The following is a 15,517-nucleotide window of genomic DNA, read 5'->3' on the forward strand; positions in this document are numbered from 1 at the left end:
GCGCGCACTAAACCCAGTTTGCTTTTAAAGCGGAGAATTTAATTGGACAACTTGTAGTGATGTGGGCGGTCGGCTCTCGGGCGCGGTGGCTTCGAGGATGAATTTCTGAGGAAATCTCGTACAGGCCAGCACGACGACAGTACTAGCTCGGCGGCTATCGATAGTATTTAACTGGTAAGTTCATAATATTTACAATTGGGTGCAATAGAGGTGAAAGCATGATAAAAGTAAACATTGAAAGAAGCTCAAAAACGCCGATTTATCTACAAATGTTTCAACAAATTAAACAGCAAATTCTTGATAATGAAATACCCGAAGGATATAGGCTGCCATCTGAGCGAGAGTTTGCCATTTCCTTGGGGGTTAATAGAAGCACCATTGTCAACGCTTATAAAGAACTGGAAGCGGAAGGTTATTTAGAGGCAAAGGTTGGCAGAGGTACAGTCGTTCGTGAGTTTGGCGGCAGTGCGGCACGGAAAGTTCCGGATCCCGATGAGGTTTTTAATTGGCGTGATACATTGGAAGCAGTTTCACCGATTGATCTTTCCCGAAAAATTACGACAGATGAACAAATCCTCTCCCGAATTCGGAAACTCGTCAAAGATAGCGAAATTATTTCTTTTGTCAAAGATATTACGCCAAAAGACGGTAGCATCCCCAATCTGCTCATTGAGTCGTTTTCCCGGGTAGCGACAGCCAAAACGGCGAAGTTGTTTCAAAAAGGCCCTGTTGAAGGGTTTTCCTCCCTGCGCGAATGCGTTGTGAAAATCATGAGAAAGCGCAATGTTTCCGTCACTCAGGATCAGATTGTGATAACAAGAAACTCGCCCCACGCCCTTGATTTAGTTGCCAGACTTTTAATAAGATCAAACGACACGGTCATTACCGATGAACCGACTTTTATGTCTTTTATCCGGATTTTTTCCCGCCATGAGGCGCGGGTGGCGACAATTCCCATGCTGAACAACGGGCAAAATAACTATTATTCTGAACATTTTTCGGAAGTGCTCCGCCGGAACTACGCCAAGTTTTTTTTGATTAGGCCGACCTATTTAAACCCTACTGGCAGGACGTTGGATCATGAAACCCGCCAGTCGATACTGGATAATGCTTACAAATTTGGAGTACCGCTTGTCGAGTATGATCCCTATTATGATCTTTATCATGATCGGTCGCCGCCTGATCCGATAATATCAATGGACTTTAAGGATTATGTCCTTTATATTGGCTCATTCCCGCGGAGTTTGCCGCTCGATATGCAACTGGGCTGGATAGCCGGCCCCAAAGCGGTAATATCCAGGATCGCCAGGCTTAAAAGAATGGACCGAGACTATACCACCAGCATCCTCCAGTGGATTGCCGACGATTTTTGCCGCACGGGGAATATGGAAAGATATTTATACGAAGTCCGGAAACAATGCCGTCAAAACTGCCAGGCATTTGCCGACACAATCAAAAAATATGGCCAGAATTTGATCAGGTGTATTCCTCCCCTAGGAGGCTACCATGTCTGGTGTGTCCTTCCCGAGTCGGTCAACGCCGAGCAGCTTTTAGCTGTCGCGACCCATCACAAAGTTGTTTTCATGCCTGGTGATATGTTTTTTCTTTCCGGAACTCCGGGTGAAAATCATATAAGAGTGACCCTGTTCGATATAACCGAAAGAGAGGTAATTGAAGGAACTAAGAGATTGTGTAGGGCTGTTCAGGAAGTGGTTGAGTCTTAGTGCGCCCTGGCTGAATCATTCCTTTGCGGAGTACAGGGGCCTAAAGGTCCGCAGCGCGCACATGGGTTGCAGCATTTCATTCATTGGAAAATCCAGACACACGCATGAGTTTAAAAAAAAAGAGTTATGATGGAAATTCTTAAGGAAGAAAGGAGTATCGCAGAGATTGCCGTAGACCACGGGGTCTATCCCACACAACGAAAGAGATCGAATAGCTAGGGTGTACCAAACATGGGGGATAACTTATCAGGAGAGAAAGGATGGTAGTAATGGAGCAGAAAACTCAAAAAGTAGGTAATGTGCGTTGGGGTATGGCGATGTTGATTGGTTTAGGGCTTCTTATAAGCTACCTTGATCGGTTTAACATCTCAGTTGCCGGGGCAATGATGGCTACTAAGTATGGATGGAGCGCCACTAAATTGGGTTTCTTGTTTTCCGCCTTTTCATGGTCTTATGCGATCTTTCAGGTGCCAATGGCCGCGATCTTAGACAAGATTGGGGTTAAATGGATGCAACGAGTCTGCATAACCTTGTGGGGGATAACGTCGATTGGCACGGGTTTTATCACTGGTTATGCTGGAATCTGGGTGATGCGGTTGCTGCTCGGTGTTTGCGAGGCCCCTTCTTTTTCGGCTGCTTCCAAAGGTACTAGTTACTGGTTCCCGAAACAAGAACGGGGTTTGGCTACATCGTGTTTTGATGGGGCATCTATGTTTGGCAACGCTGTTGGCGCCCTCTTGGTTTCGGTGGCTATCATTAAGTGGGGATGGCGAGGTGCCTTTTGGAGTACGGGCGTCGTAAACTTGGTGTATGCCGTCTTTTTCTGGATTCTCTACCGGGATCCCAGTGAATCAAAAAAGTTGACCAAGGAAGAATATGAATACATCAGGAGAGGCGGTGCTCAGGAGGAGGGAAGAGATAGCCAGCTGCTGTCAAATATAGGCTTGATGATGGGTAGCAGTAGAGCCTGGGGCTTAGCCATAGCAAAGGCATCTGCGGGATATATTTTCTACATGTTACTTACGTGGATGCCTTCTTATATTACTAAGGCACTCCATATGACGCTGGCTAAGGGCGCCATATATCTGGCAATTCCTTGGCTGGTAGCGACGATCACCGATTTTTTTATTGGAGGGATTACGGTCGATTATTTTGTCCGGAAGGGCTATAATCCAAACAATGTGCGCCGGTCGGTATTCATAGTGGGAACGGTAATCAGCGCCATCAGTATGGGACTGATAACGCTTACTTCTAATCCAAATATCGTGGTGGTATTTCTATCACTTGCGGTTGGTGGAATTACATGCACCAGCCCTGTTGTGTGGGCGATTTCAGGATTAATAGCGCCTAAGGGCATGGTGGGAAGTCTGGGCGGCTTTATTAACTTCATAAATAACATCGCTGGCATTCTTGCGCCTATAGTAACTGGGGTGCTAATAGACGCTACCGGTTCTTATAATACTGGCTTCGTGGTGGCAAGTATTGTTTTCCTGATTGGGATATTATCATATCTACTGTTGGTTGGGGACATCAATAAACCTATCGAATTGAAGATAAAAGGGTAAGTGTGGATTCGCTCAAGCCAACGGGTGCCAAAATGCTATCCGTTGCTCACTCCAATTGAGGCCACGATAGTGGCCGTTTTTCTTTTGCGCTCATAAAAGGAACCACTGTACCTAGTAGCGATCTCTTTAACTCGGCTTCGACAGTTTTTCGTGGATTTAGGCATCCGTTAAAAAATGGATGCCTTTATTCATGCGGGTTTCAGGGCTTATCCACAGGCAAAAACAGAGAAAATGTGTAGGCACACGGTTATATGGATAAGCCGTGGAAATCCCTTATTAATACTTGAAGGTATGTCTGACTTGTGGTAAAATGTAGGCATGTATATACGTGTGACGTCTCGTAAGAACAAAGATAATAGTGTGGTTAAGTACGTTCAGTTAGCTCATAACGTTCGTAATCCGAAAACCGGCTCTCCGCAGGCGAATGTCCTTTTTAATTTCGGACGCTTGGATCGGTTGGATATGGAGTCCCTTCGCCGGCTGGAACGCAGTATCCGGCGTTTCCTTGGGGAACCGCTCGATCCGGTGGAGGCCCCGAAACCGGAGTTCCTCTCCTGTCGCCCGCTGGGCGGTGCCTGGTTTCTGGATCAGCTCTGGCGGAAACTCGGAATCGATAGCATTTTGAAGCGCCGCTTGAAAGAGCGCGAGTATCGCACGGAGGTGGAACGCGCTCTGTTCGCGATGGTGGCTAACCGGGCTTTGGCACCTTTGAGCAAGCTGCAATTGGAGAAATGGGTGCCCGAAAAGGTAGTCATTCCCGGCCTTGCGAACGTGGAGGTTCAGCACTGCTATCGCGCGATGGATTTCCTCTTGGAATCCCAAGAAGACGTTGAGCGAGAGGTGTTTTATGCCGTAGCGGACTTGTTCCATCTTGAAGTCGACCTCCTGTTCTTCGATACCACTTCGACTTACTTTGAAATGGACGCGTGGGACGATGAGGAACAGGACTTAAAGGCGCTGGGTCACTCGAAGGACAGCCGGCCCGATTTGCCCCAAATTGTGATCGGCCTGGCGGTCACACGGGACGGGATCCCGATTCGCTCTTGGGTCTGGCCCGACAATACCTCCGATATGTCGGTTATCCCGGAAGTCAAGCGGGATCTGGCGGGTTGGAAGTTGGGGCGGGTCGTGAGTGTGATGGATAGGGGTTTTTCCTCCGAGGAAAACTTGCGGATTCTGCAAAGGACCGGGGGCCACTACATCGCTGGAGAACGTCTTAGAGCCGGTAAGCCCGAACTCGGCTTCGACAGTTTTTCGTGGATTTAGGCATCCGTTAAAAAATGGATGCCTTTATTCATGCGGGTTTCAGGGCTTATCCACAGGCAAAAACAGTGAAAATGTGTAGGCACACGATTATGTGGATAAGCTGTGGATAGCCCTTATTAATACTTGAAGGTATGTCTGACTTGTGGTAAAATGTAGGCATGTATATACGTGTGACGTCTCGTAAGAACAAAGATAATAGTGTGGTTAAGTACGTTCAGTTAGCTCATAACGTTCGTAATCCGGAAACCGGCTCTCCGCAGGCGAATGTCCTTTTTAATTTCGGACGTTTGGATCGGTTGGATATGGAGTCCCTTCGCCGGCTGGAACGCAGTATCCGGCGTTTCCTCGGGGAACCGCTCGATCCGGTGGAGGCCCCGAAACCGGAGCTCCTCTCCTGTCGCCCGCTGGGCGGTGCCTGGTTTCTGGATCAGCTCTGGCGGAAACTCGGAATCGATAGCATTTTGAAGCGCCGCTTGAAAGAGCGCGAGTATCGCACGGAGGTGGAACGCGCTCTGTTCGCGATGGTGGCTAACCGGGCTTTGGCACCTTTGAGCAAGCTGCAATTGGAGAAATGGGTGCCCGAAAAGGTAGTCATTCCCGGCCTTGCGAACGTGGAGGTTCAGCACTGCTATCGCGCGATGGATTTCCTCTTGGAATCCCAGGAAGACGTTGAGCGAGAGGTGTTTTATGCCGTAGCGGACTTGTTCTATCTTGAAGTCGATCTCCTGTTCTTCGATACCACCTCGACTTACTTTGAAATGGACGCGTGGGACGATGAGGAACAGGACTTAAAGGCGCTGGGTCACTCAAAGGACAGCCGGCCCGATTTGCCCCAAATTGTGATCGGCCTGGCGGTCACACGGGACGGGATCCCGATTCGCTCTTGGGTCTGGCCCGGCAATACCTCCGATATGTCGGTTATCCCGGAAGTGAAGCGGGATCTGGCGGGTTGGAAGTTGGGGCGGGTCGTGAGTGTGATGGATAGGGGTTTTTCCTCCGAGGAAAACTTGCGGATTCTGCAAAGGACCGGGGGCCACTACATCGCTGGAGAACGTCTTAGAGCCGGTAAGCCCGAAGTCGAGGAGGCCCTCTCCCATCCCGGAAGGTTTCGCACGCTTCAAGAGAATCTGGAGGCGAAAGAAGTCGTTGTCGGCCACGGAGAGGCCCGCATCCGCTACGTTCTGGTCCGTAACCCTGCGGAAGCCAAGCGTGATGCCCATACCCGCACCAAGCACCTGGAGAAGCTGAAGCAGAAGCTCGCGAAGCTGAAGGAGCTGGACGGAGAAGCGCACACCAAAGCCCACTGTGCCCTCTACAGCCATATCGTCTACAAGCGATATTTGCAAATCGATGCTAAAGGCAACCTTAGGATTAACCAGAAAGCGGTCAAAGCCGCGGAAAGGCTGGACGGGAAATACCTTATCCGCACCTCGGATGACACCCTCTCCATAGAGGATATCACCTTGGGCTTCAAACAGCTTTGGGAAGTGGAGCGGGCTTTTCGCACGCTCAAAACGACTCTGGAGCTACGGCCTGTTTACCACCGAAAAGACGATCGGATCTGTGCCCATGTCCTGCTGTGTTGGCTGGCTTTGCTCCTGGTACGCCTGGCAGAAGTAGAGACTCAACAAACCTGGGCCAACCTTCGTTTCGAACTGGGGAAAATTTATCTCGTCGAGTGGGAATCGACGGACGGGAAAGTCTTTCAAAGGACAGAATTAACCCAAGAGCAAACGGGTATTTTTTCAGCACTCAAATTGCCGGAACCCCCGAGAATATGGGATATTTCGCTTCCCAAGGGACAAAAAGTGTAGGTACACGGTACGTTATCCACAAGTGCCTGAAGCCCAGATGCCATAAGGGTTTGAGGCACTTCCCGTGTCTACGGACTGTCGAAAGCGAGTAAGGGATCCGCCCAGTGTTTTCGATGTGGCGTCTCACGGTGCCCAAGAGCAAACTTTCATCGCTGGGGTTGCCTATATGGATTTTGTAATCCGTAACCAGACGGTCTTCATTCTCTGTGATTTCGGTCTTATAGCCAAATTCCGTCGGGCTCTTCAACTTGCCCTTCTGGATAGGCCTCGCGTCAGGATCATAGAGGCTAATTACCCGTTGCGGGATGTGTGTTTTTCCGCTGTTCACCTGAAGCGTTTGATTGACAATCTTGTCCGTGGTATGAATGAGCTTGTCCAATTTCTCGATCGTATTTTTTAGAGCTGGGCTTATTTGCTCGCCCCAAGTCTCTTCAACTTTATCCATTATCCGATGGGCATCGGAAATCGTCTCAATCGCTTTATCCACAAGCTTATCCGTGATGTTGCGAACCTCCTGTACCGCCTCATGGCTTCGCCGTTTCAAGGTCTTGCCGATTTCCAGTATCCGTTTTTTCGTTGAACGAAAACGATTCCTCATCTTAGGAACTGTGCCACTCACTTGATCGCAAAGGCGGTTCGCCTGTCGGGTTATGGTTTTTACTGCATCCGCCAGCAGATGGGCATCCGTTGGGTAGTGAACATTGGATTCGGTTACTGTAGTGTCCGTACGCAGCCGCCGGTTCCGTGTCATCTGTTCCTGACTCGCCTTAGTAACAAGTTTTTTGTTCAGATCCTCAATGATTTCGTCCCCGTATTTCTGGCTCAGCTTGATCAATGTCGTACTGTGCGGCACTAAGGCATCGAGATCAACGCGGCAGAACCGCCGCCATTTGATACTGTCACTGACTTCGCTAACAAGTGTTTCATAGCCAAATCCATAACAGAATTTGAGAAACATTAGACGGAGATAAGTTTCCACCGGAACAGTTGGTCGGCCAATACGAATATTCCAGTGAGAGAGAAAGGGCTCCATAAATCGCTCATCATCCAAGAGACGATCAACCGTCTTGAGTTCTGGGCTTAGTTCCAGCACTTCCTTCGGCAAAATGGAGTCCCAAATTGTAAGCTGTTCGTTGCGAAGTCGTAACATTTTTTGCCCCCCAAAAAAGGATTTTCATGTCCCTTTGGAGAACCACAGGAACGAGGAATTCTCTAAAGGGTGGTTGTGGAGTTTCGTTGTTTGGTCACTTCTAAATTTCCACAAAATCCTAGTGAATTCCTTTTTGTTTCGAGGGATTTTTGCACAGAGTTTGCTTAGTTTTTCAGGGCAATCTAGATAAGGCCATGTTTGAATTTGCACAGGCCAATGGTCGAATAACAATGCGTGGTAGGTTTATTCTCTTTAATTGTGCTGATTATAGGGAAAACCCGCAGCTTTTGATTTCCCAATTGTTTGGTGTGGCTAAGGGTGCTTATACCGGGGCCAATTACGATAAAGCCGGTTTAGTAGAACAGGCTGACGGAAGTATGCTTTTTCTAGACGAAGTGCACTGCCTGCCGCCCAACGGCCAGGAGATACTGTACCAACTAATTGACCACGGAACTTTTCATCGTTTGGGAGAATCAGACTTGCCACGCAAAGCTCAGGTCATGATCGTCGCGGCGACTACAGAGGATATCGATTCGTCCTTACTATTACCATTTAGACGGCGGATACCTATGGTCATCTATTTACCATCCCTTAAGCAAAGACCGATAGCCGAGCGCATGGAGTTCCTTCAGAAAGTTCTCGCCGAAGAAGCCACCCGAATCGGTATGCCAATTAGGATAAAGGCAGATGCGCTTAGGGCATTCCTGCTGTATGAATGCCAGGGTAACTTGGGGGGGTTAATGGGAGATGTTCAAGTTACTTGTGCCCGGTCTTATGTTCCTATTGTCAGCAAAGGCGACCGGATAATGAGCATTGGGGTTCATAGTCTTCCGTCGCATGTGGCCAGCGGTCTGCTGAGGACTTTCGAGAAACGTCGAGAATTGGATGGACTGGTCCTGGGAGATCAAGAGATAAATCCTGGTGAACAACCTATTAAGCCACTGGTAAAAGACATTTATGTCATGCCCAATGAGATTTATGAATATATTGAGCACCGTTATGGTGAGTTGGTAGCCAAAGGATTAAAACAGGAGAACATTGATAAAGTGCTCTATGATGATTTGGAAGAAAGGCTCAATGCTTTTGTTCAGCACTTAAAGATTGACACTTGGGAAGAACCTCAAGCAAACTTAACTACAATAGTTGACAGTCAAGTTGTACGTGCGGCAACATCCATGGTTACCGTAGCTAAAGATAATTTGGGAGCGGTGGATGAACGTCTCCTCTACTGTCTCGCGACACATCTTGCTGCCACCATAGACCGTATCAAAGAGGGGCGTTCCCTGCCCGGTTTCCAGTTGCCGTCACAGGATTACATTAGGGAGCTGGAGACTGCGAAAAAGATGGTCGCGGCTGCGGAAAAAGAGTTAGCCTTGGAATTACCCCGTGAAGAAATCGATTATGTGGCTATCTATTTGCACTCTGTCTATGGAGGAAAGGAAAACGGTCAGCCGAGGGTGGGCGTAGTAGTTCTCAGCCACGGGAAAGTAGCAGGGGCTATGGCTGAAGTTGCTAACCGCTTATTAGGTGTGAATCACGCCCGAGCTGTAGAAATGGCTTTGGACGAATCCCCGGAAGCTGCTCTGGCCCGGGCTCGCCAGGTCGTGTTGGATTCTGATGAAGGAAGAGGAGTTTTAATCCTAGCCGATATGGGATCTTTAGTCTCCTTCGGATCGTTAATAACGGAAACCACAGGTATTGCAACCAGGGTAATTGAGCGCACAGATACGCTTGCGGTAATTGATGCTGTGCGACGGGCCATGTTGCCTAGAGCCAGTCTTGATGAGATCGTCACAGGTTTACCGGGAATTAAGTCTTTAACACCCATTGCCAATCGGTCCTCTCCGAGGGGCATACTGGCTGTGTGTATTACCGGTGAAGGTACAGCATTAAGGATCAAAGACCTCATCCAGAAGGCCATTCCGGATTTACTGATCCTTACGGAAGGCCTAATATCTCCAGAAGCTCTAAGTCGGGTCAGTGAACGGTATGATTTAGCAGCCGTCGTAGGTACTGTAGACCCAGGTTTGCCCGGGGTGCCGTTTATTCCCTTTGAGGAAGTACTTGCTGGCCCAGGTACTGTCCGCTTGCGCCTACTAATAGGTGATACAGAAACCTCAAAGTCAATGATTCCCAGGCTTAAGAGGATACTTGACACTGCCTTGCTTCTCCCTCGGATATCGGTAGAGAGCAAAGAAAAAATATTGAAGATTATGGCAGACCTAATGATAAGCCATGGTTATGCGAGTGCCGGTTACCTGGAAAGCGTTATTAAACGTGAAGCCTTTGGCCCCGCAATTTTTAGCCCGCATTTTGCTGTACCCCATGCTGCAGATCCGACTTTGGTGCGTCGGTCAGGTGTGGCTGTAGCCGTTCTCAAGGAACCCTTACCTTGGGGAGAAGGTCTAACAATAGATATTGTCTGTATGCTGGCACTTACTGTAAGCGATGTGGAAGTCGTCCGCGAGTTAAGCAATTTGGCTAACCGGCCTGAACTCTTAGAGAAATTGTATAGAGCCAAGTCAAAAGAAGAGCTGTTACAGGTTTTGAGCGATAGGAGATTACATCTCTGAATCTAACGAAAGTTGCCTTCTTGACTGGGATGGAAAGTGTATGGTCTTCGATGTTTATAAGAATTAATGTGAGAAGGTGCTAAAAATGGAAACCGATGCAAATTATACACTACTACAACCAGAATTAATATTTTCCCATGTTACGGCGTCTAACCAAGAAGATTTATTAATGGACTTATCTTCCAAACTTTTAAGTAAGGGATATGTGAAGGATTCATTTGCAGATGCTGTAATAGCCCGGGAAAGGACTTTTCCTACGGGATTGTTTACAAATGGGGTTCCTGTCGCTATTCCTCATACGGATGCTATTCATGTTCTTAAACCAGGCATTTTGATTGCTAACCTAGATAAACCGATTATTTTCAAAGAGATGGGAAATGGGGTAAACGATGTTAGCGCGGAACTGATCTTCCTCTTGGCTATAGATAAACCAGAGAATCAAATAGATGTGTTAAAAAAGGTCATGAATATTCTGTGCAAGTCAGAGATTCTTTTCAAGATTAAAAAAGCCCAAGATATTTCTGAAACGCTGGAGATCTTAAAGCAAGAGATTACTTAAAAGCTTAGAGGACCTAATCGTATGTACTCCAATGTCTAATGAATTTTTGGTACTCTAAGTGAGAACGCCATAAACCTTAACAAAACAATCACTCCAAGTAGTATGGTAAACAGTACAAGCCAGATCAATTTTGGGGGTGTTTCCCAGAAGTCAAGGAAATGTCCTGGAAATATTTTAGATGTTTTGGGTTAAATTTTAGAGGAAACGGAAAACCCCCGAGCCCTGGAATCCAGCGACTCCGAACATCGGGAGTTTTCGACAGAATTCAACGTGGAGAGGAGGTGAGAGTTATAGTTTACAGCTTCGGCGTTGCAACTTTGGTATCCAAAGTCAAAGATCTTTGCAGAAAAGAATGTCTGCGAGTCCAGATGGGTCCAGGTGGGGGCGACTACATCGGGAAATTAGAAGTCCATATCAAGAACTGTGACATCTAAACTTGTTTCAGTAGGGTGGGTTTGTGCTATTAACCAGAAACCTTCAAACACCGTCGAGTGAATGTAATATGAAGAAAGAAAGGAATGGTTTTATTATGCAAGGTGAGGGTAGTTCAATCATTACCAGCACGAGGGAGTTTGCTGTTGCCGTCGATGCTTCCGTTCTATTTGCTAATGCCACACCGGATGATATTAGGAAACTTTGCGACATGGTTCAAAAGTGGGGTTTCAATGTTTGCGTAAATTCGGTGTATGTGCAATTTGCCTCTGAATTGCTAAAAGCATTAGGTGTATCTGTAGAGTTGGCGGCCACGGTGGGATTCCCCTTTGGAGCAAGTTCGACGGCGGCTAAGGTAGCAGAAGCCAAACTAGCGGTCAACCAGGGGGCTACGGAAGTCGATATGGTGCTTTCGATTGGGCAATTGCGAGGGGGTCAGCACCAAGCGGTCCAAGATGATATCCAGGCGGTGGCATCAGTGGTACACGACAATGGAGGGAAAGCCTTGAAAGTCATTATTGAGACCTGCTATCTTACTGATGAGGAAAAGATCATAGCCTGCCACCTACTAACGGAGGCCGGCGCTGACTTTATTAAAACCTCTACCGGCTATGGTACTGCTGGAGCTGCTGTCAAGGACATTAGGCTGTTTCGCAACCATGTCGGCCCGCAAGTCAAGGTGAAGGCTGCCGGAGGTATCCGAACGTTAGAACAATCCATGGCACTGATGGAGGCGGGAGCCTGCCGACTAGGCATTGGAGCTGGGCACGCCGAAAAGATCATTAAGGAGTGGGGAGCGGCTCATTAATGCTAAATCGAAAAGAATGGGGGGGAGCCGGACGATTATGAAAAAGAAACGCATCGTGGTTATTTGTGGCACAGGGATCGCTACCTCTACAGTAGTCGTGAAAAAGACAGAGGAGTTTTTTCAGAAAATTGGAATTCAAGTGGATATTTCGCAAGGGCGTGCCGTAGAGGCTAATATTATGTCGGAGAGGGCGGATCTCGTACTTACCACCACCCCGTCGATCAAGCTTGATCATAACGTTCCTATTTTGAACGCAATTCCTTTTTTAACTGGCATGGGTGAAGACGACCTTAAAGAAGAAATACTGAAGGTTTTGGTCGGCAAGGAATAATCTACCGAGTGCAAGGTGCCCTTCAGAATGATCCAGTAGAGTTTATAGAGATGGTTTCCTGACTGGATTGAGTTAATCGTTTAAAGACTCAACTTTTACAAATTAAGGAGGATGAGGTAGATGCAGGCGATCGGATTAATGGAGGTTGGAAGGTATATTCAGGTTTTTCTAGGATTTGGCTCGGCGGTAATCCTACCCATAATTATCTTTATCTTTGGATTGATTATTGGTCAACCCGCTGGCCGGGCCTTTAGGTCGGCTCTAACCATCGGAATCGGCCTCACCGGTGTGACGTTGGTGGTCAACCTGTTGACCGGGCAACTGGGACCCGCAGCCGAACAGATGATCAAGGTAACCGGAATCCAATTATCAGTGATTGATGTCGGCTGGCCGACGATGGCGGCTATGACCTGGGCCTGGATCGGAGCGGCACTTGTGTTCCCGCTGGGGATCGCTTTGAACGCCATTATGCTCTGGCGTGGCTGGACCAAAACTATGAATATCGATTTATGGAATTACTGGCAGTTTGCCTTTATTGGTGCCGCAGTCTATTTTCTTACTAACAACCTCCTCTGGGGCTGGCTGGCAGCTACGATTGCTTCGGGAGTGGCCTTGGTGTTCGCCGATATGACGCAGCGATGGGTAGAGCGGTACTTTAACCTGCCGGGCATTTCCTTTCCTCATTTGACGGCAGTCGGCTGGTTGCCCCTTTTCCTGCCAATCATCGGTTTATTGAACAGCTTCAAGTGGTGGCGCAACATGCCGCGGATCACCCCAGAATCGGTCCAGAAACGGTTTGGCATATTCGGGCAACCGATGGTCTGGGGTCTTATACTAGGGATCTTGATCGGTATTTTAGCGAGGGAAAATCTCTCTGGTATTTTGACGCTCGGTGTTTCCATGGCGGCAGTGATGCTGCTACTGCCAAGAATGGTGTCTGTCTTGATGGAAGGGTTGATTCCGATTTCGGAAACGGCCAGGGGATTTCTGCAGAAGCGATTTCCTAACCGTAAGGATCTGTTTATCGGGATGGATGCTGCTCTGGCTATCGGCCACCCTTCGGTGATTGCTACTGGGCTGATACTTGTCCCGATCACACTGGTGTTGGCCTTCATCCTCCCTGGCAATCACATCCTGCCCTTTGTCGACTTGGCGGTGTGGCCGTTCCTGATCTGCCTGGTCGTGGCGATGAACGGTGGGGACGTGCTACGTTCGGTGATACTGGGAACCATCATGTCCGTGGGGGTTCTCTATTCGGCAGATATAATGTGGCCGTTGCAGACAGCCCTGGCGCACGCTTCGCATGTAGCAATTCCCTCGCTGGCTAGTGGGCATATGGGAATCAGCAACCTTGATCGCCAGCAATTTATTACTTTTGCCCTGGTAGAAGTGTTTTCCTTCTTTAACTCCGGCATTTCGCTGGTCAAGGACATCATTTATGGTGTAATCTTCCTGTTCTTGATTCTTTCTTTCTGGATCTCACCGCGTTTGCTGGCGAAGATGGCAGCACAGGAAGATCGCGAAGCTGCTCTGGCTGAGCCTAAAAGCACTATGCCCGGTTCCGACAAAGCCATGTAACTAGGTGAAGACGGATCGTGGGGATGCTAGTAATGGTATAATTCCTCCGTGCCGGCAGATTTAAAAGGTGTAACGTGCAGAACCCAGCTGCCGGATCGGATTGCCACCCGTCATAAAAACCACGCCCGGCACTCTTTCCGCCCAAGACGCAAACAGGAAGTTGAAAAACGAGTTTTCATATCAGAGCGGTAGTGCCCGTCCGGATCATGACAAGATGTCTTGACCGACGGAGTGATTACTATAACTTATTAAGACAGGAGATGTTGTTAAAATGCAAGCAGTAAGATTGCACGGACCAAGGGATTTGAGAGTTAATGAAGTAGAGCTGCCATCCCTAGGTGATAGAGAAGCGATGGTCAAAGTAGCCTTTTCGGCGATTTGCGGCTCCGATAAGCGTTGGTATACAGTGGGAACTCATGTGATGCCGCTCACGCTGGGGCACGAGTTTTCCGGTATCGTGGAAGAAGTGAAGGATTCACGCCACCAGGATTTAGTGGGACACCGGGTAGGTGTAATGCCTTTGATGCCGTGCGGCCATTGTACGTATTGTTTGAACGGACTGCCTAACCTGTGCACCGGATACTCGTACCTAGGCTCGAGAAGAGATGGTGGTTTTGCTCAATATGCCGCGGTACCCGTACAAAACTTAGTGCCGCTACCGGATAGCATAGACCTGGCGGATGCGGCCATTATGGTCGACCCGGTTTCTGTAGCGCTCCATGCTTTGAGACAAGGAGGATACCGCACAGGGATGAGGGTCACCGTGATTGGTGGCGGTGCTGTAGGCCTATCTGTATTTTTGTGGCTCCATTTCGCCTTTAATGAGAATGCAGTAACGGTAGTTGATCGAGTCCCGGAAAAGGTGGCTTTTGCAAAGTCACTCGGCGGCGATGCATTCACGGATAGTGATCCCCTGTTGAAAGAATTAGATTCGCAGATGGAGCTAGTGGTGCTAGCAACTCCCGCCCCCGAGGCTATTTCGACGGCATTAGAGCTTGTGGCGCGGCGGGGGACCATTGTCATGCCGGGTATTCCTTATAAAACGATCTCTGTGGAGGCGATGACCTGGGAGAAACTGTTACGAAAAGAAGCGCGGCTAATTGGTAGTTGGAACTACGCCTGGACTGATTACCCGGAGAATGAATGCCAAACTACGCTGCGATACCTGGCGGCCGGGACACTCAAACCGACAATGATCGTCACGCACCGGTTTACTTTTGATCAGGCGAAAGAAGCGTTTAACACGGCGTTCAATAACAACAAGGCCGAAGTAGTCATGTTCGCGGCTTCGGAAGTGACAGGGTGAATCGTGAAACGCTGCTTCCAGCACAGATCTGGGGGCAAACGCCCGAAGCCTGACCATTCGTTGACACGGGCAGGTTAAACGTTACCAGGGGATGGGGGGGTGACGTTGTGAGTGGTGATGGTACAACGCCATGGGGCACTGCCTAGGTGTAGGCAATCATCTTAGTTACGAGCAAGGGTAACTGGTTTGGCTGTCTGCCCGAATAGTAAGTTGGCGCCAGGGCCTATCCTTTTGGTCGGGTTCGGCCCAGTTTGGGCAGTCTTAACCATTGTCTGGCGCTGAAATCCCTTGACCGCTGGTTTCAAACACATGGGGGCTGGGTAGCACTCAAGGGAAACATTAGGGGTCATTATGGAACACAAGGATTTATCCTTAACAACAAAAGAGACATACATGTCCAGTTGACCCCGA

General features: G+C 48.6%; 9 protein-coding genes and 2 pseudogenes. 10 read left to right on the top strand and 1 reads right to left on the bottom strand.

Annotated features, from left to right (window positions below; all coding sequences use genetic code 11):
* The first annotated feature begins 218 nt into the window (after nt 1-218).
* The 4 genes and pseudogenes from MNU25_RS07415 to MNU25_RS07430 all read left to right on the top strand — a co-directional run bounded on the left by MNU25_RS07415 (nt 219) and on the right by MNU25_RS07430 (nt 6,369).
* The gene (locus MNU25_RS07415; protein ID WP_240984477.1) at nt 219-1,724 is read left to right on the top strand and encodes an aminotransferase-like domain-containing protein; all 1,506 of its coding nucleotides are present in this window, start codon (nt 219-221) and stop codon (nt 1,722-1,724) included.
* Nucleotides 1,725-1,984: 260 nt separating this feature from the next.
* Nucleotides 1,985-3,289 carry an MFS transporter gene (locus MNU25_RS07420; protein WP_240984478.1) on the top strand — a complete coding sequence of 435 codons (1,305 nt, stop codon included), beginning with the start codon at nt 1,985-1,987 and terminating at the stop codon, nt 3,287-3,289.
* 318 nt (nt 3,290-3,607) lie between these two features.
* Nucleotides 3,608-4,528: pseudogene (locus MNU25_RS07425) on the top strand (IS1634 family transposase); the annotation flags it as partial.
* A 185-nt stretch (nt 4,529-4,713) separates the two neighbouring features.
* Complete coding sequence (locus MNU25_RS07430; RefSeq protein ID WP_240984480.1) at nt 4,714-6,369, top strand: IS1634 family transposase; 1,656 nt, start codon at nt 4,714-4,716, stop codon at nt 6,367-6,369.
* A gap of 19 nt (nt 6,370-6,388) precedes the next feature.
* Here MNU25_RS07430 and MNU25_RS07435 read toward each other — a convergent pair.
* Nucleotides 6,389-7,519: pseudogene (locus tag MNU25_RS07435) on the bottom strand (ISNCY family transposase); the annotation flags it as partial.
* A 194-nt stretch (nt 7,520-7,713) separates the two neighbouring features.
* On the opposite strand from MNU25_RS07435, the gene MNU25_RS07440 reads away from it, so the two are divergent.
* From MNU25_RS07440 to MNU25_RS07465, 6 genes are all read left to right on the top strand, one after another.
* Complete coding sequence (locus MNU25_RS07440) at nt 7,714-10,092, top strand: sigma 54-interacting transcriptional regulator (protein ID WP_240984481.1); 2,379 nt, start codon at nt 7,714-7,716, stop codon at nt 10,090-10,092.
* 85 nt (nt 10,093-10,177) lie between these two features.
* A complete protein-coding gene (locus MNU25_RS07445) occupies nt 10,178-10,651 on the top strand; it encodes a PTS sugar transporter subunit IIA (protein ID WP_240984482.1) in 474 nt (157 codons plus the stop codon).
* 502 nt (nt 10,652-11,153) lie between these two features.
* Entirely contained in the window at nt 11,154-11,891 is a 738-nt protein-coding gene (gene deoC, locus MNU25_RS07450; protein WP_240984483.1) for a deoxyribose-phosphate aldolase, read from the top strand.
* A 37-nt stretch (nt 11,892-11,928) separates the two neighbouring features.
* The gene (locus MNU25_RS07455) at nt 11,929-12,222 is read left to right on the top strand and encodes a PTS sugar transporter subunit IIB (RefSeq protein WP_240984484.1); all 294 of its coding nucleotides are present in this window, start codon (nt 11,929-11,931) and stop codon (nt 12,220-12,222) included.
* Between the two features lie 120 nt (nt 12,223-12,342).
* Nucleotides 12,343-13,800: a PTS galactitol transporter subunit IIC gene (locus MNU25_RS07460; protein ID WP_240984485.1), complete on the top strand. Its 1,458-nt coding sequence runs from the start codon at nt 12,343-12,345 to the stop codon at nt 13,798-13,800.
* Between the two features lie 271 nt (nt 13,801-14,071).
* Nucleotides 14,072-15,106 (top strand): alcohol dehydrogenase catalytic domain-containing protein, encoded by a 1,035-nt coding sequence (locus tag MNU25_RS07465; RefSeq protein ID WP_240984486.1) that lies wholly within the window; start codon nt 14,072-14,074, stop codon nt 15,104-15,106.
* Nucleotides 15,107-15,517: the final 411 nt, after the last annotated feature.

The sequence above is a fragment of the Acididesulfobacillus acetoxydans genome, assembly GCF_902729405.1.
In the GTDB taxonomy this organism is placed as follows: domain Bacteria; phylum Bacillota; class Desulfitobacteriia; order Desulfitobacteriales; family Desulfitobacteriaceae; genus Acididesulfobacillus; species Acididesulfobacillus acetoxydans.

Coding starts and splice junctions, on each gene's coding strand:
- MNU25_RS07415 (WP_240984477.1), top strand. CDS start 219: ATGATAAAAGTAAACATTGAAAGAAGCTCAAAAACGCCGATTTATCTA.
- MNU25_RS07420 (WP_240984478.1), top strand. CDS start 1,985: ATGGTAGTAATGGAGCAGAAAACTCAAAAAGTAGGTAATGTGCGTTGG.
- MNU25_RS07430 (WP_240984480.1), top strand. CDS start 4,714: ATGTATATACGTGTGACGTCTCGTAAGAACAAAGATAATAGTGTGGTT.
- MNU25_RS07440 (WP_240984481.1), top strand. CDS start 7,714: ATGTTTGAATTTGCACAGGCCAATGGTCGAATAACAATGCGTGGTAGG.
- MNU25_RS07445 (WP_240984482.1), top strand. CDS start 10,178: ATGGAAACCGATGCAAATTATACACTACTACAACCAGAATTAATATTT.
- deoC (WP_240984483.1), top strand. CDS start 11,154: ATGAAGAAAGAAAGGAATGGTTTTATTATGCAAGGTGAGGGTAGTTCA.
- MNU25_RS07455 (WP_240984484.1), top strand. CDS start 11,929: ATGAAAAAGAAACGCATCGTGGTTATTTGTGGCACAGGGATCGCTACC.
- MNU25_RS07460 (WP_240984485.1), top strand. CDS start 12,343: ATGCAGGCGATCGGATTAATGGAGGTTGGAAGGTATATTCAGGTTTTT.
- MNU25_RS07465 (WP_240984486.1), top strand. CDS start 14,072: ATGCAAGCAGTAAGATTGCACGGACCAAGGGATTTGAGAGTTAATGAA.